This window comes from Tardiphaga sp. GW822-FHT04G09 (assembly GCF_058800725.1).
The window spans coordinates 15863-32249 of the sequence record NZ_JBXAMO010000009.1 but is presented as its reverse complement, the minus strand read 5'-3'; the positions used below and the strand labels follow the sequence as shown (position 1 = coordinate 32249).

The following is a 16387-nucleotide window of genomic DNA, read 5'->3' as shown; positions in this document are numbered from 1 at the left end:
CCCTCACCGCGCCGCGGTACGGCCGAACAGGCCGTTCGGGCGCCAGATCAGGATCACGATCATCATGGTGTAGATCACGAAGGCGCCGAGCTTGGGCACGTAATATTTGCCAGCGACATCCCCGATGCCCAGCAGCAGCGAGGCGAGGAACGGTCCGGTGATGCTGGAAGAACCACCGACGGTCACCACGATCAGGAAGTAGATCATGAACTTCAGCGGGAAATACGGATCGAGGCCGAGGATCTCCGCGCCAAGTGCGCCGCCCAGGCCTGCAAGCCCGCAACCGAACGCAAAAGTCAGCGCGAATACCTGCGGCACGTTGATGCCCAAACCCGACGCGGCGCGCGGATCATCGACCGCGGCACGCAACCGGCTGCCGAAACGGGTTTTGGACAGGATCATCTGCAATGCGATGGTGAGCAATCCGCAGATCACGATAATCATCAGGCGATAGCGACCGACGCCAAGACCGAACAGAGTGATCTGGCCCTGCAGGTAATCCGGCAGATGGATGAAGGTCTGCGACGATCCCATGAAGTAGTCCACCGCGGTCACTGACATGAAGACGAGACCGATGGTGAACAGCACCTGATCGAGATGACTGCGCGTATAGAGGTGCCGATAGAGCGAACGCTCGAGCAGCGCGCCGATGGCCGCACTCGCCACAAAGGCGATCGGCAAGGCCGCGAAGAACGGCAATCCGGAACGATTGACCAGAATGGCGCAGATATAGCCACCGGCCATGGCGAAAGCGCCATGGGCGAGATTGACGAAGTTCATCAGCCCCAACGTCACCGCCAGCCCGCACGCCAGCACGAACAGCAACATGCCGTAGGCGACGCCGTCGAACAGGATGGTGAGAAGGGTCATTTAGTTCTGGGTGCTTTCTGTCTTGTCCCTCCCCCTTGCGGGGAGGGTGGCCGGCCGCAAGGCCGGTCGGGTGGGGGTGGCGCCACCTGGAGAGCGGCGCGTGTGCCCCCCACCCACCCCCTCCCCGAGCAAGCGCGGGGGAGGGAAATTGCCGGTGGCGGAGCTTACTACACTTCCGAAAAAGTGTCGCTTACTTCTTCGTCTTGCCGGGATCCTTCACCGCATCGAAGGTCGCGAATTCGATGTTGTAGAGTTCGCCGTCCACCTTCTCGACCTTGCGGATATAGATGTTCTGCACGATGTCGCGGGTGTCGGGATCGATCGAGATCGGGCCGCGCGGGCTCTCCCACTTCATGCCCTTCATCGCCGCGATCAGGCTGTCACCATCGGCCTTGCCGCCGGTCTTCTTCAGCGCTTCGTAGACGAGATGGATGCCATCCCAGCCGCCAACCGCCATGAAGCCCGGGCGCGTGTTGTACGCCTTCTTGTAGGCCGCAACGAAGTCCTTGTTCATGGCCGAGGGATGCGCGGCCGAATAGAGATGCGCGGTCACGGCGCCCAAGGCTGCATCGCCCATATTGTTCAGCAGGTCGTCGTCCATGACGTCGCCGGGTCCGATCACCTTGATGCCGGACTTGTCGAGGCCACGCTCGGCATACTGCTTCATGAAGTTGCCGCCCTGCCCGGCGGGCACGAACACGAACACCGCGTCGGGCTTGGAATCCTTCATGCGCTGCAGGAACGGCGCGAAGTCCGGATTGGCCAGCGGCACCTTGACCTCTTCGACGATCTCGCCGCCGCCGGCGATGAAGTGTTCCTTGAAGAATTGCAGCGCGTCGTTGCCCGGCGCGTAGTCGGACGTCAGCGTCGCGACTTTCTTGATGCCGTTCTTGGCGGCCCAGTCGCCGATGATGGTGGAGGACTGCGCCAGCGTGAACGAGGTGCGCACGATATAGGGCGAGCGCTCGGTGATGATCGAGGTGCCCGCGGCCATCACGATTTCCGGCACCTTCGCCTGGGTCGCGAGCGGCGCAGCGGCCAGTGCAGCCGGCGTGACGCCAAAGCCCGCGATAATGTTGACCTTCTCGTTGACGATCAGTTCCTGCGCGAGACGCTTGGTGTTGTCAGGCAGAGCCGCGTCGTCCTTGAGGATGACCTCGACCTTCTTGCCGGCAACGGTGTCGCCGTTCTTCTGTTGATAGAGCTTGATGGCGTTGTTGATCTGCTGGCCGGTCGAAGCCTGGCCGCCGGTCATCGGCACGATCAGGCCGATCTTGACCGTCTCCTGCGCCTGCGCCATTGCGCCGACGGACAACACGCTGACGGCGGTCACGGTCGCGGAAATCAAATTCCTCAGCATCAATTCCTCCTCTATGCGTGATGTCGGCTCTTCAAGGCCGCAAAGTCATGTCGCCATACGCTGTCGCCCGCGATAACGGAGCCATGTTGACCTGTCAACGCCCGGGTTGACAACACAACGCGGTCTGTTGAACTGCGTAACTCCGACGCATCGTGGCATGCTGCTAAAGTCTAGCCAAGCATCCTCGGGCCGCTCGATTTCCGTTCATTTCAGATTGCAGATCGTATCCAGATGACAAAGCCGGTGATTAATCATGGACGATACGTGCCGGCGCTCATCAACTTTCTGGGCAACAAGCTCGCCGCGGGTGCCTCGAGTGCCTATCGGCGTGAATTCGGCGTCGGGGTCACGGAGTGGCGCATTCTCTCGAAGCTCGCCAGCGAAGACGCGTGCACCGCACAACAGATCTGCCAGTATTTCGATCTCGACAAGGGTCTCGTCAGTCGCACCCTTAAATCTCTGGTCGACAACGGCAGCGTGACAGTGACCGATGTGGCTGGTGACAACAGGCGCGTCGTCATCCTGACCAAATCCGGCCGCGCGCTGCATGACCGGATCATCGAGCTGGCACTCGACCGCGAAAAGGTGCTGCTGGATTGCCTCGATGAGAAGGAAGTCGAACAGCTGATCGACATGCTTGGCCGCCTGCTGGCACAGGCGCCCGCGGTCAATGCGGTGCAGGTTCGCAAACCCGCGACACCGCGGCGCAAGACGACGGCCTGACACAGCGCTGCTCCATGCGGTCACGCGCCGCCCTTGCCCGCGCCTGAGCGCGAGCGTGGCGGTCCCAGGGTTCTCCCTCAAAATGAGGGAGATGAAGCGCCGAAAGGCGCGACTTGGGTACAGTGCCGCAGCGTAGTGTCCGGATCGGCGGACATCAGAGGCCGCGGAAACGCCTAACGCTCCATCGTGGCGATTTCTGTCCCCGGGACCGTTCTTCCGGGCAAAGGCGCAGAGCTCCGCACTCCGCCGATCCCGGCGGTTTCCCGCCGTTCACCAATGCCACGTCCAGCCGGCTTGAGTGGCAGTCCCCCGTAGTGGGGCTGGACGGTGACCCGAGGCCTCCCGAGTGCGCAGGGTACGTCACCCCACGCCCGGCAGGCGCCACATCCCGCCCCGCGCCAGTCGGCGTCCCGGTAACGCTCCCTCAAGTGGAGCGGGATACGTGGGAATATATACTGGATTGAAATAGCGCCAAGGATTATTTTCAGATTTCTGCCGACCGAATTCGCGCAGCGCACCGCGCCCTCGGCACTTGCTACCACTGATAACGCACCACGCCCTTGCCGGCATAGGAGCGCGTCACATCCGAGAACTCGCCCTCGAACGTCGCGGCGAGCGAGAGGCCGCTGATGAAGGCCATCTCGGCCGAGGCCGTGGTGAGCGCGGCAGTAGCAGCCGGCGATGCGCCGCCCACCACGAAGCTGGCGCCGGGCAACGCCTGAAAGGTCGCTGTGGCCGAACGGTCGGTGTTGGTGTCGTGCGCCCAGGCTGCGCGACCGCGCAAGGTGAGGATCGCATCGCTGATCGCAAACGACTTGTCGCTGCGCAGACCAAGTTCGCTGCGCGGTGCGGTGATGCCCTTGGCAGAATAGGCCAGCGCAAACGTCGTCGGCCCCGACAAGGTGGTCTCGGCATAGGCCGGCAGGTCGAGATAAGTCACCTGCGCCGCGGCATAGGGCGTGAGCCCGATGCCGCCGAGCCACGGCATCACGGTACGATGGCCAGCCTCGAGCCGTGCCGAAAAGCTGTTGGTGGTGAAGTTGGCGCGCAACTGGTCGATGCCGGCCACGGCCACCATGCGATCGGTGGTGACGTCCTGCCAGCCATAGGCCGCCGCCGCGGTGACATAGGCCGAGCCGGTCGTGTGGCGCACGAAGCCGCCGAGCTGGAACAGGTCGGAACGGCCCGAGCCACCGCCTTCGACGCTGAAGCTGGTGGCGCCGCCGGACAGCGCAAAGCCGGCGATGGTCTGTGGCGACAGGTGATAGTCGGCACCGACCGCCACGCCGCCGATCCGGCTGGTGGACGTGTTCGAGCCGGCCGATGCATTGCCGTCGGTGGTCTGGGTACCGCCGAAGCCCGCGGCCCACACGTTCCAGAACGGCCGGAACGCGGGAACGATTGGCACCGCCTTGGTGATCATCGCGAAGGCATCGCGGGCGGAGCCTTTGCCGCTGGCCGCGTAAGAGCCCGTTGCGTCGCCCTCCGCGTAGTGCATCGCCGACGACGCGTTGCCACCGCGGCCGGCTATGGCCGGATCGGACATCGCGCCGACAAACTGCGTCGCCGCGTTGAGCGCCGCCTGATGCGTCGCGGTCGGCGTCTCGCCGGAAATCTGGGTCAGCGCGGCGGTGAGATTGCTGCCGCTCAGGGTCAGCACCGCGTCGAAGCGCGCTGGCCGCGCCCCACCCTGGTACAAGTAGCTGTCATGTGCGGCGACCAGCGCCGCGTGATTCCGCAACAGGATCACATCGCTGGCGAAGCCACCGGTGATCGTCAGCGTCACGTCGGTGGCACTGTAGCTGAGACTGCTGGTGAAGGCGGCCGACGCGCTGACGCCGGAAAACGTGCCATTCAGCGCGGCCGCATGCAGAATGGGCTCGATAATCGTCCAGTGTTGCCAGCCCGACGCCGCGGCAATCTTCACCGTGCCGCCGAGAAACGCCGTGCCCGATACATTGACGGAGGTCACGCCATTCGGGTTGACCTGCACGAGATAGATGGAGCCCGGCTGAAAGCCGATCGTGCCCGCCACCGTCATCGACGGCAGCGTGGCTGGAAAGCCCGGCAGGTAGAGCAGGCCCGGCTTGAAAGTGCCGCCATCTTCGACCTGCAACTTGCCCACCGTGCCGGTGCCCTGCAGCACACCGCCGCTGAGCACCGAGACCTGGCTCGACGCAGCGATCGAACCGTCGACCTGCAGGATGCCGCTCTGGACCTGCGTCAGATTGCTGTAGCTGCTGGTGCCCGACAGGATCAGCATCCCCGGGCCGGTCTTGATGATGCCGCCGGGCGAAATGCCGTCGACGATCGCGCCGGTGATGCGGGCATCCTGCTGGGTGGCGATGGACGCCATGCCGGCGACGCGGATCGCATTGTCGATGCTCAGGCCGGGCGCCGTCATATTCAGCGTACCGCCGGCCTGGAGCGTCAGGGCGCCGGTGCCGATGGACCGCGAATTATTGATCGCCAGCGTGCTGCCCACCGTAACGGTCGTGCCGCCACTGTAGGAGTTGATACCCTCGAGCGCGACCGACGTGCCGGCGGCCGTACTGATCGCGACAACACCGCCGCCGGTGATCGCATTGTTATAGGTCCAACTCGCGCCGGTCTGCGCCAGTGTCATCAGCCCGGAGGCGATGACGAGATTGCCGGTGAGTGTCGCCGCACCCGACATGGTCAGCGCATTGCTGCCGCCGGTGAAGACGATGGCGTTGCCGAGGCCGCCATTGTTGCCGCCGCGGCCCGACGCGATGACGCCGCTGTTGACGATGGTGAGATCGGCGCCGGTGACGCCGGCGCTGCCGAGCCCGGCGCTGCCCAGATATCCTTGCGAATTGGCCTGATTCTGCCCGGCCGCGCCGCCGGTGCCGCCCTGGATCATGCCACCGTTGAGCAAGGTTGCGCCGCCCGTGGTGAAGGCGATGCCGGCGCCGCCGTCACCGCCACGCCCGCCCAGGCCGATGGCGGGGAGATTGGCGTTCGCGGGAAGCTGTCCGCCCGCACCGCCGGCGCCGCCCGTGCCACCGGTCAGGAATGCCGCGCCGGTGAGGGTGATCACACTGGCGCCGGTGACCGACACGGCGTTCCCACCCGCGCCGCCACCGCCTCCGCCGCCGCCACTGCCATTGCCGCTGCCATTGCCACCGGCACCGCCATTGCCGCCGCTGCCAGCGGCGATGATCGAATTGAGCGACGACGGCCCGGCGACGGTCTGTCCATTGGCGCCGCCATTGCCGCCATCACCGCCGCCACCGCCGCAGGAAGGACCCACCGCGCTTGCACCGGCCGCGCCGGTGCCGCCGCCACTCGCAGCGGGCGTGCTGCCGCCGGTCCCGCCGGCTCCGCCACCGGCGCCGCCGCCACCGCCGCCGGCACCGCCGGCGCTGCACAGACCGTTAGACCCCCCGGCACCGCCAGCCGCGCCATCGCTGCCGCCGGCGCCGCCGATGGTCAATGGCGAGGGAAGAGTCGACCCGGCCGCCGCGCTGCCGCCGTCGGCCAGCGCCGATGCCGTGCCGAGCAACATCGCGGCGAGCACGGCGAACGAAAGCTTCGGCTTGAGGTGATGGCGACTGCCGTACAGCGATGCCCGCAAGGCAACGCCCGTGCGCGTCGTGTCGCCGCGCATCGTCACCTGTAAATTTTTCAAGTCGCTGTCCCCGGCCCGGATGTCCACGCCTGCTGGCATCAGCCGAGCGACGAATCACAGACAGCCTATCGCAACCGAAGGTGGTTTAGTGACCGATATCCCGGCTATCAGGAAATAGCAGGTCGTAGGGCTGATTAGGCGAAGCCGTAATCTACCCTACCCGTCACCACTGATAACGCACCACGCCCTTGCCGGCATAGGAGCGCGTCACATCCGAGAACTCGCCCTCGAATGTCGCGGCGAGCGAGAGGCCGCTGATGAAGGCCATCTCGGCCGAGGCCGTGGTGAGTGCGGCATCGCGCGCGGGGGCTGCGCCGGACACGGTGAACGATGCGCCCGGCAGCGACTGGAATGTGGCGGCGATTGATCGATCAGTGTTGTAGTCATGCGCCCATGCCGCGCGGCCGCGCAGCGTGAGGATTGCATCGGCCACCGCGAAGGACCTGTCGCTGCGCAGGCCGAGTTCGCTGCGCGTCGATGTCGCGGTCTTTGCATCATAGGCCAGTGCAAAGGCGCTCGCGCTGCCATTGACCGCTTCGCTGTAAGACGGCAACGCGACGGCGATGACCTGCACGGCTGCGTAAGGCGTCATGCCGATGCCGCTCAGCCATGGCATGACGGTGCGATTGCCGACCTCAACACGACCGGAGAAGCTGTTGGCGTTGAGCTGCGCGCGCAGGCGATCGATGCCCGCGAGCGTAACCGCGCGCTCGGTGGTGATGTCCTGCCAGCCATAGGCGACGGCAGCGGTGATGTAGGCAGATGCCTCGGCGTGCCTGATGAAGGCGCCGGCCTGAAACAGATCGGATCGCCCCCCGCCGCCACCGGCGACGCTGAAACTGGTGCCGCCGCCCGCCAATGCGAAGCCGGCGAGCGTATTCGGCGACAACAGCACGTCGGCGCCCACAGCGACGCCGCCGATGCTACTGTTCATCGTGTTCGATCCGACGCCGGCGTTGCCATCGGTGGTCTGCGAGCCGCCGAAGCCCGACGCCCACACGCTCCAACGCGTCTCGAAAGTCGAGACAGCTGGCGGCGCCTTGGTGATCATCGCGAAAGCATCACGCGGCTTGCGCGCATCCGCGTATCCCATCGCGCCCGGCGTATCAAAGCCCCTGCCCGCACTGAACGGATCGGTCATAATACCCATGAACAGCGTCACGGCGTTGAATGTCGTCTGCTGCGATCCTGTCGCCGTCTCGCCCGAGGCCTGTGTCAGCGCGTTGCGCAGCGCATCACCGTTGAGCGCAAACAGCGCGTTGAACTGGCCCGGCATCGTACCCCCGTTCACCAGCGCATTGTCGATAGCGGTTGCGACGCCCTTCTGATTGCGGCCGGCGCTATCCGGCACGTTCGGGCTGAGCAGACCGGGATCGACGGTCAGCAGCACCGTATTGCCCAAATAGTTCAGCCGCGCACTGCGCGCGAAGCTGTTGAGCACGGTTGTCGTGTCGAAGCTGCCACTGAGCACGCCAGCATTGAGGATCGTATAGGTGGTCGTCGCGGCGATGCGCGCCAGCGGATCGACTGCGAGTTTGCCGGCAAGCGTCGCCGTGCCGGTGACGATGGTCTTGTCGGCTGATACTCCGGAGATCTGCACGAGATAGGTCGATGCCGCCGTCATCGTCAGGCTGCCGCTGACGGTGAGCGTGCCGATCGAATTGCCCGGCGCCAGCACGCCGCCATTGATCAGCGTGTCGCCGACAAAGCCGGTGCCACCGAGCGTGCCGCCCGGATTCACCGTGGTCAGCGACGACGGTGCGATCGAGCCGTTGACGCTGAGCGTGCCGGCATTGACGATGGTCTCGCCGGTATAGGTGCTCTGCCCCGTGAGGATGGTGTTGCCTTGACCGGGCTGGATCAGTTTGCCGGTGCCGAGGCTGTCGCTGATGACGCCGGCGAATGTGTATGTGTTGGAGCGGTTGAAGATCAGCGTGCCCCCATTATCGACATCGCCGATGATTGAGCCGGTGGTGCCGCCATTGCCGAGCTGCAGCGTGACGCAGTCGCAGATGGTGGTGCCGCCGGTATAGGTGTTGGTGCCGGTGAAGATCGCCGTGCCCGTGCTGCCGAAGCCGCCGACCCAGACCTCGACCTTCCCGGCCGCGCCGTCCTTGATCGTACCGGCGAAGGTGGATGTCGTGCTGTCCATCGCGGTGACCAGCCGGGCATCGCCCGCCGTCGTCGTCACCGTGCCGGCGCCGGAGAGCGAGCCGATGGCGGCGAACAGGCTGCCATTGAGATCGAGGGTCGCGCCGGCCGCGATATCGTGACGGCTGTTCATGCTCGGCATGCCCGCGGAAGGCGACAGTTGCAGCGTACCGGCCTCAATCGAGGTGACGCCGCTATAGTCGTTGGTGCCGGATAGCAGCAGCGTGCCGGCGCCACGCTTGATCAGGCCGCCGGTGCCGGTGAGGTCCTGGGTGAGTTCGAATATGTTGGCGGCATTGGCGATGTCGAAGCCGCCGCCACCCGCGCCCCAATCGATGGTGCGTGCGGTCGAATTGAATGTCGCGCCGGTGATCCGGAGGACACCGCCATTGAAGGTCAGCGCACCCGCTGCACCGCCGAGATTGGCATTCTGCGCGACGCTGATGGTGCCGCCGGCAAAGGTCGTGCCGCCGGTGTATGTATTAATCCCCGACAGGATCATCGTGCCAGCACCGGTCTTCACCAGCGAGCCGCCGGTGCCACCGTCGGCGATGACGCCGGTGACGTTGGTCGAGAGGTTGTTGCCGCCGACCGTCAGTTCGTTCTGGCCCAGCCTGAAAGTGCCGCCGCCGTTGATGGAGCCGGCGCTGAGCTTGTTGTCGCTATTGGGGCCGGTCGATCCGCCGAAATCCGTGGCGCCCGCCGCGCCATTGGTGATGGCCGCGTTGCCGGCCGTGCTGGTGTTGATGAATTGCAGTTGGAAATTGTTGGCGATGGAGGCACTGCCGGCCGTGCTGGCGTTGGCGAAAGTCATCACGCTGTTGGTGATGTCGACTGAGGCGCCATTCACGACGATGCCGGCGCCAGCGAAAAAGAGACTGCTGCCGACGGTGAAGCTGTAAGCCGAAGCACCGGCATTGAAGGTCCAGCCGCCGAGGTTCGTAGAGGCGGAAAATGACAGCGCGGCGATGCCGGACGTGCCGAAGAACGCGGTGCCGGTGGGCACCACGGCCGGCCCCAGTTCGCTGCCGTGTTGAAGTCGCCCGAGCCGGGCGCGGTCAGCCAGGTTGCGTCCTGCGCCGCCACCGGCAGCGTCGTCAGGACCAGCGCCGTTGTGGTGACAAGGTGGGCGAGCCAGCAGCGCACCACTCGTTGATTCAAAACCCGCATCCTACCCGCCACCCGTTGCATTTGACGCAGAGAGCGCGGTGAGTTCATGCACGCGAAGCCAATATGGCATGATGCTACCGCGTCGTCGCCTTATTATTTCTCCGCAAGCGACTGGAGCTGGCCGGCTTCCTTGGCAGCGGGGATTGCCGGGGCACTGAGGCTGCCCGGGCCGCCCGGCCACGCTCGGTAATATTTGACCATTGATTTGCCTTCAATTGTCGGCAAAACCCGTCGCGATCTGCTATATCCCGAAGACCCCATCAAACCATGTTGCCGCCATGCCAGTATCCCGACGCGTCCCTGCTTTTGTCTGTGTCGTCCTGCTGTCCAGCAGCCTTGGCGGTTGCGGCTCGATCAGTTCATTCCTGGCGGGTGGCATGGGAGATTTGATCCCGGCATGGGCTGGCGGCCTTCCCGCCGACGCGCCGCCGCGTCCGGGTACGCCTGAATACGAGGCCTATGCGAAACGGCATGAGCAGCAGCAGTCCGGCGCCATGACGGGGCCCGACCCCGCCACATCGCCTTCCGCAGAAGCCGTTCGCTGATCGCGGACTTCTTTCACCTCGCCCCGCCGCGCGAAGCAAAGCTTCGCTAGGCGGGACGAGGGAAGCAAACCTCAATTCATGAACACGACGGTCTTCTTGCCGTTGAGGATCACCCGATCCTCGAGGTGATAGCGCACGGCGCGCGCCAGCACGCGGCGCTCGATGTCGCGGCCCTTGGCCACGAGTTCTTCCGGCGTGTCACGGTGGCTGATGCGCTCGACATCCTGATCGATGATCGGACCTTCATCGAGATCGCTGGTCACGTAATGCGCGGTTGCGCCGATCAGCTTGACGCCGCGCGCATGGGCCTGGTGATAGGGCCGTGCGCCCTTGAAGCCCGGCAGGAACGAGTGGTGGATGTTGATACACTTGCCGGACAGTTTCGCCGACATCTCATCGGACAGGATCTGCATGTAACGCGCCAGCACCACGAGCTCGGTCTCGGTCGTGCCGACCAGATCCCAGATCGCCTGCTCCTGCTCGCGCTTTGTCTCCTTGGTGATCGGCATGTGGTGGAACGGGATGTCGCCGAAATCGAGATCCTTGAAGGCTTCGCGCGGATGGTTGGAGACGATCGCGGTGGGGATCATGTCGAGATCGCCGGTGCGCCAGCGATACAGGATATCCACGAGGCAGTGATCGGACTTCGACACCAGCAGCATGACCCGGCGGCGTGTCGCCCGGTCCCGCATCTGCCAGTCCATCTTGAAGCGCTCGGCGATGGCCCCGAAGCCGGTCTTCAGCGCCGCCAGCTCGACATTCACATCGGCGGCGTTGAATACAACGCGCATGAAGAAGTGGCCGGTCTCGACATCGTTGAATTGCTGGGCATCGAGAATGTTCTGGCCATTTTGGGCCAGGAAGGTCGATACCGCGGACACGATGCCGGGGCGGTCGGGGCAGGACAGGGTCAGAACATACTGATGAGACATGGCTTGAACGGACATGGGCGGGCTGATCTGCTTCAAGGGGACCGGAAATCGAGGCCCTGCTCTATCATCCGCGGCGGCCTTGCGCCAATCCAATTGCGCGCTGCAATATGGACGTCATTGCCAGCGAATTAACGTGCGAAAACAGGCAGAAAACAGAGATGGCTGACAAGCTCAACGGTTACCGCATCCTGATCCTGGAGACCCGCGAGGAAGCGCAATTCTCCCGCCTGCTGACCGAACAGGGCGCCGATGTCTTGCAATGTCCGATGTTCACCATCGAGGACGCGCAGGATTCCGCCCCGGTCGAGGCCTGGATTGGTCGATTTATCGCCAATCCGTTCGACGACCTCGTTCTGATGACCGGCGAAGGGCTGCGCCGGATGATGAAAATCGTGCGTCAAAGCGGCATCGAAAAAGAGTTCGTGGCGGCTGTCGGCAAATCCCGCAAATTCGCACGCGGACCGAAACCCGGACGTGCCCTGCGCGAGATCGGACTCGAAGCTGACGTGACGACGGAGAAGCCGACATCCGAAGGTGTTGTCGAGATGCTGTCGCGACTCGACATCAAAGGTCATCGTCTCGGCCTGCAGCTCTATCCCGAGAAGGATCACAGTGTTCTGATATCGGCGATCAGGGCCTGCGGCGCCGAGGTCGATACTGTGCTGCCTTACGTTTATGACTCAAAGGCCGCTGAAGTGAACATCCTCTCGGCCGTCGACGAGATGGAAGCAGGTCGCGTCGATGCCATCGCGCTGACGAGTTCGGGTCAAGTGCGTCGTCTCGTCGATGCTGCGAAAGCACACGGCCGCGAGGATCAATTGCGCAGTGCACTTGCGAAGACGCCGATCGCGTCTGTCGGTCCGGTCGTGTCGGACGAATTGAAATCATACGGCCTCGAGGCCGACATCACTCCGGCGAATGATGCGTTCTTCATGAAGCCGCTGATCTCGGCGATGTCAGTCGCACTCGAGAAGTCTGCAGCGCGCGCCGAATGACTTGACGCCCGCACACATCTCGACATGATGCCCGAACACATAAAAAAATGATCGGGCGAAAATGCCAAACTTGCCATTATCGGATTTGCGTGTCGCGGAAATCGGTTCCGGCGATACGCTGGATTACTGCGGCAAACTGTTTTCCGATTTCGGCGCCGAGGTCATCAAGATCGAACCGCCCGGCGGCGATCCTGCGCGGCACTATCCGCCGCTGGTGGATGCCGGCAATGGCCGCCGCGAGAGCGGATATTTCGCGTGGCTGAATACCAACAAGCGCAGCGTCATTGCCGATCTCGACAAGGCTGACGATGTCGCGCGCATTCGTGAGTTGCTGAAGACCTGCGATCTGCTGGTCGATGGGCGCGCGCCCGCCGAGATTCCGACGTCGCTCCTGACGCATGATGATCTGCGCAAGGAGCAACCGGGCCTCGCGATCACCGCGATCTCGTGGTTCGGCGAGCACGGTCTCTACAGCAACTATCAGGCAACCGACTCCGTCTGTCGCAGCCTGTCCGGCAGCGTGAAACTTGTCGGTGCGCAGGAGGGCCCGCCGGTGCTGCCGCGCGATGGCCAGATTGCCGTGATGGCCGGCCTCACCGCTTTCATTCCGACACTGGCCAGTCTGTATGATCGCAAGACCGGCGCGCGGCGCTTTGCCGTGAGCGCGCATGAAGCGATGCTGCAGATCAGCGAGTTCGACACGGGACTCGCGCTGGAAGTCGGCTTCACACGGCCACGCATGGCCATCAACCGGTTCGGCCGCGGCTATCCCGTGGGCAATTTTCCCACCAAGGACGGCTGGCTGGGCATCACTGTCGTGACACCGGCGCAATGGGCTGCATTCTGCGTGATGCTCGGCCTTCCCGAACTGGAAACCGAGCCTGAGTTCAACGACGGTCTCGCGCGCACCAATAATTCCAAAGCGCTGTTCGACATCTTCCAGCCCATCCTGATGCACAAGAGCGCACAGGAATGGTTCGAGATGGGCATCGAACTGCGCCTTCCCCTCGCTGTCGTGCCGGACATGGAGACGCTGCTGAGGCAGCAATACTATCGCGATCGGGGCGCCTTCGCGAAAGTCGAAATCGGAACCGCATCGTTCGATGCGCCGGTGCTGCCGCAAACACTTACGGGCTCGCGCCCCAAACCGAATGGCCGCGCGCCATTTGCCGGCGATGACACGATCGGCGCCCTGCCCGCGCATCAGCGCGTGGCGACACGGCAGGCAACACCGGATGATCCGCAGCCGCTGAAGGGGCTGCGCATCATCGATCTCACCATGGGCTGGGCCGGTCCATCGGCAACACGGCAGATGGGCGATCTCGGCGCCGACGTCATCAAGGTCGAGTCCTGCCAGTATCCGGACTGGTTTCGCGGCACCGATCCACGCGGCCCGTATTTTCCGGAACGCACCTACGAGAAGATCTACTGGTTTCAGCAGATGAACCGCAACAAGCGCGGCATCACGCTGGATCTCACCAATCCCCGCGGCAAGGAGCTGCTCAAGCAGCTGCTCGCCGGCGCCGATGCGGTGATCGACAACTATGCCGCCGATGTGCTGCCGCGCATGGGTCTCGATGCCGCAGCGATGCACAAGATCAATCCGCGTCTCGTTGTCGTGACCATGCCGGCCTTCGGCATGACCGGTCCATGGAGCGGCGTGCGCGCCTATGGCTCGACGCTGGAACAGGCCTCCGGCCTGCCTTCTGTCACGGGCCGCGAAGGCGATCCACCGACCATGCTGCATGCGGCACTCGGCGATCCCTTTGGCGGCGTCAGTGCCGCGGCAGCATTGATGCTCGGCTTCGTGCATCAGAAGAACACCGGACAGGGCCAGCACATCGACCTCAGCGCGACAGAAGCGCTGCTACCGCTGGTTGCGCCGTCTGTTATCGAGCAATCAGCCACCGGCAAATCCGGCCCGCGCATCGGCAACCGGCATCTGCGCTTCGTGCCGAACGGTTGCTTCCCGTGTCTCGGCGAAGATCAGTGGATCACCATTGCCGTGCGCAGCGACGACGAATGGCAGGCGCTATGCAAGGTCATGCATCGTGCTGACCTGGCCGATGACGCCGCGCTTGCTACGGCTGACGGCCGCCGGGCCGAGGAAGACCGTATCGAGGTCGCGATCCGGCACTGGACGACGACCGTGCGGCCTGACCTTGCCATGGTGACGCTGCAGGACGCCGGCGTGCCTGCCGGTACTGCGCGGCTGCCGCTGGATCTGGCCGGCGATCCGCATCTGCTCGCCGTCGGCCACTGGCAGCCGGTGACAAAGGTCTTCATGGGCCCGCATCTGCTGCCCTCCGTTGCCTATCGCGAAGGCAGTGCCAAATTGCCCTATCCGATCACCTGTCTCGCGCCCACGCTCGGCCAGCACAATGACGAAGTCCTGCGTGATATCCTGGGCCTCAGTGCAGCTGAAATAGGCGAATTGCGCGCGGCGGAAATCATCGGCGACGCGGCGATATCCAAGAAAGCAAAAGCGCCTACGACCAAGTGAGGCTTGCAGCTTCTGCTGCCTTGGCTCACACTCCCGGCATAAGGCCAGCGACGGATGGATCACAAGATTCGGTGTCGCGACAACGGCCAGCACAAATGCTTCCCGGGAGAAACACCATGCGCAAACTAGCCTTCATTGCGTCCATTGCGCTGCCATTGCTCGGCGGCACGGCGATGGCGCAGGACACCGTGAAGATCGGCTACATCGATCCACTGTCCGGCGGTGGCGCCAGCGTCGGCGAAGTCGGCCTCAAGACTTTCCAGTATCTGGCCGACGAGCTCAATGCCAAGGGCGGCATTCTCGGCAAGAAGGTCGAGATCGTCCCGTTGGACAACAAGACCAATCCGCAGGAAAGCCTGATCCAAGCGCAGAAGGCGATCGATAGCGGCGTGCGCTATCTGACCCAGGGTAATGGCTCGTCGGTCGCCGGCGCTCTGTCCGACTTCGTCACCAAGTTCAATGACCGCAATCCCGGCAAGGAAGTGCTGTACTTCAACTATGCCGCCGTCGATCCGGTTCTGACCAACGAGAAATGCAGCTTCTGGCATTTCCGCTGGGATGCGAGCTCCGACATCAAGATGGAAGCGCTCACCAACTATATGAAGACCACGCCAAGCGTGAAGAAGGTCTACCTGATCAATCAGGATTATTCCTTCGGCCAGTCGGTCCGCACTCAGGCCCGCGCCATGCTGAAAACGAAGCGCCCGGATGTCCAGATCGTCGGCGACGAACTGCACCCGCTGCTGAAGATCACTGACTTCGCGCCCTATGTTGCCAAGATCAAGGCCTCCGGCGCCGACAGTGTCGTCACCGGCAACTGGGGACAGGACATTGCGCTGCTGCTGAAAGCGGCGGCTGATTCCGGCCTGAAGGTGAACTGGTACACTTATTATGCTGGCGGCGCCGGCGGCCCCACCGCGATCAAGCAGGCGGGCCTCAACGACCAGGTATACGGCATCGTCGAAGGCCTTCCGAACGGAAGCACGCCTGAAGCGCAGGCCTTCGAAAAGGCATTCCGTGCGAAGTTCGACGGGCAGACGAACGTGTATCCCCGTGCCGTCAACGAAATGCGCATGTTCGCCGCTGCCGCCGAGAAAGCGAAGTCGCTCGATCCCGTGAAGGTCGCCGCAGCACTTGAAGGCTTGAATTTCGAAGTGCTGAACGGCGGACAAGCCACCATGCGCAAGGACGATCATCAGTTCTTCCAGCCGATGTATATCGCGCAATTCGGCGAGCTGAAGAACAAGGAACCGTTCGACGAGGAAAAGACCGGCTGGGGCTGGAAGACGGTCGCCAAGGTCGACACGGCACAGACCGTGCTGCCAACGACCTGCAAGATGGAACGGCCGTAAGCGGCATGCGCCTCGCTGCCTTCTCCCCGCCCGGCGAAGCGAAGCTTCGCTAGGCAGGGAGAAGGTGGACCGAACTTGCAGAGCAAGTTCTGGACGGATGAGGGGGCTCTCAGTTTCACTCGCTGCCCCCTCAC

General features: G+C 63.8%; 10 protein-coding genes. 5 read left to right on the top strand and 5 right to left on the bottom strand.

The genetic code is table 11. The features are described 5' to 3' along the window. Window positions 1-3: 3 nt before the first annotated feature. Window positions 4-870, bottom strand: a complete 867-nt coding sequence (locus AC1RLZ_RS17045; RefSeq protein ID WP_493189562.1) for a branched-chain amino acid ABC transporter permease — start codon at window positions 868-870, stop codon at window positions 4-6. 190 nt (window positions 871-1060) lie between these two features. Continuing rightward, window positions 1061-2230, bottom strand: coding sequence for an ABC transporter substrate-binding protein (locus AC1RLZ_RS17040; RefSeq protein WP_493189561.1), 1170 nt, complete (start codon window positions 2228-2230; stop codon window positions 1061-1063). Between the two features lie 264 nt (window positions 2231-2494). Between AC1RLZ_RS17040 and AC1RLZ_RS17035 the strand changes: the two genes are divergently transcribed. Beyond that, window positions 2495-2953 carry a MarR family winged helix-turn-helix transcriptional regulator gene (locus tag AC1RLZ_RS17035; protein WP_493189560.1) on the top strand — a complete coding sequence of 153 codons (459 nt, stop codon included), beginning with the start codon at window positions 2495-2497 and terminating at the stop codon, window positions 2951-2953. A gap of 535 nt (window positions 2954-3488) precedes the next feature. Here the strand turns inward: AC1RLZ_RS17035 and AC1RLZ_RS17030 are convergent. Beyond that, window positions 3489-6605, bottom strand: coding sequence for an autotransporter domain-containing protein (locus AC1RLZ_RS17030; RefSeq protein WP_493189559.1), 3117 nt, complete (start codon window positions 6603-6605; stop codon window positions 3489-3491). A gap of 163 nt (window positions 6606-6768) precedes the next feature. Beyond that, window positions 6769-9765 (bottom strand): autotransporter outer membrane beta-barrel domain-containing protein, encoded by a 2997-nt coding sequence (locus AC1RLZ_RS17025; RefSeq protein WP_493189558.1) that lies wholly within the window; start codon window positions 9763-9765, stop codon window positions 6769-6771. Window positions 9766-10303: 538 nt separating this feature from the next. Between AC1RLZ_RS17025 and AC1RLZ_RS17020 the strand changes: the two genes are divergently transcribed. Further along, window positions 10304-10471, top strand: a complete 168-nt coding sequence (locus AC1RLZ_RS17020) for a hypothetical protein (RefSeq protein WP_493189557.1) — start codon at window positions 10304-10306, stop codon at window positions 10469-10471. Window positions 10472-10542: 71 nt separating this feature from the next. Here AC1RLZ_RS17020 and purU read toward each other — a convergent pair whose 3' ends face one another. Continuing rightward, the gene (gene purU / locus AC1RLZ_RS17015) at window positions 10543-11418 is read right to left on the bottom strand and encodes a formyltetrahydrofolate deformylase (RefSeq protein WP_493189556.1); all 876 of its coding nucleotides are present in this window, start codon (window positions 11416-11418) and stop codon (window positions 10543-10545) included. 143 nt (window positions 11419-11561) lie between these two features. Between purU and AC1RLZ_RS17010 the strand changes: the two genes are divergently transcribed. From AC1RLZ_RS17010 to AC1RLZ_RS17000, 3 genes are all read left to right on the top strand, one after another. After that, on the top strand, window positions 11562-12398 hold the full coding sequence (locus AC1RLZ_RS17010) for a uroporphyrinogen-III synthase (protein WP_493189555.1): 837 nt from the start codon (window positions 11562-11564) through the stop codon (window positions 12396-12398). Window positions 12399-12459: 61 nt separating this feature from the next. After that, window positions 12460-14901 carry a CaiB/BaiF CoA transferase family protein gene (locus AC1RLZ_RS17005; RefSeq protein WP_493189554.1) on the top strand — a complete coding sequence of 814 codons (2442 nt, stop codon included), beginning with the start codon at window positions 12460-12462 and terminating at the stop codon, window positions 14899-14901. A gap of 116 nt (window positions 14902-15017) precedes the next feature. Continuing rightward, window positions 15018-16253: a branched-chain amino acid ABC transporter substrate-binding protein gene (locus AC1RLZ_RS17000; RefSeq protein WP_493189553.1), complete on the top strand. Its 1236-nt coding sequence runs from the start codon at window positions 15018-15020 to the stop codon at window positions 16251-16253. Window positions 16254-16387: the final 134 nt, after the last annotated feature.

Excerpts from the sequence above, each read along its gene's own strand:
- AC1RLZ_RS17045 (WP_493189562.1), bottom strand. The coding sequence starts at position 870 with ATGACCCTTCTCACCATCCTGTTCGACGGCGTCGCCTACGGCATGTTG.
- AC1RLZ_RS17040 (WP_493189561.1), bottom strand. The coding sequence starts at position 2,230 with ATGCTGAGGAATTTGATTTCCGCGACCGTGACCGCCGTCAGCGTGTTG.
- AC1RLZ_RS17020 (WP_493189557.1), top strand. The coding sequence starts at position 10,304 with ATGGGAGATTTGATCCCGGCATGGGCTGGCGGCCTTCCCGCCGACGCG.
- purU (WP_493189556.1), bottom strand. The coding sequence starts at position 11,418 with ATGTCCGTTCAAGCCATGTCTCATCAGTATGTTCTGACCCTGTCCTGC.
- AC1RLZ_RS17010 (WP_493189555.1), top strand. The coding sequence starts at position 11,562 with ATGGCTGACAAGCTCAACGGTTACCGCATCCTGATCCTGGAGACCCGC.
- AC1RLZ_RS17005 (WP_493189554.1), top strand. The coding sequence starts at position 12,460 with ATGCCAAACTTGCCATTATCGGATTTGCGTGTCGCGGAAATCGGTTCC.
- AC1RLZ_RS17000 (WP_493189553.1), top strand. The coding sequence starts at position 15,018 with ATGCGCAAACTAGCCTTCATTGCGTCCATTGCGCTGCCATTGCTCGGC.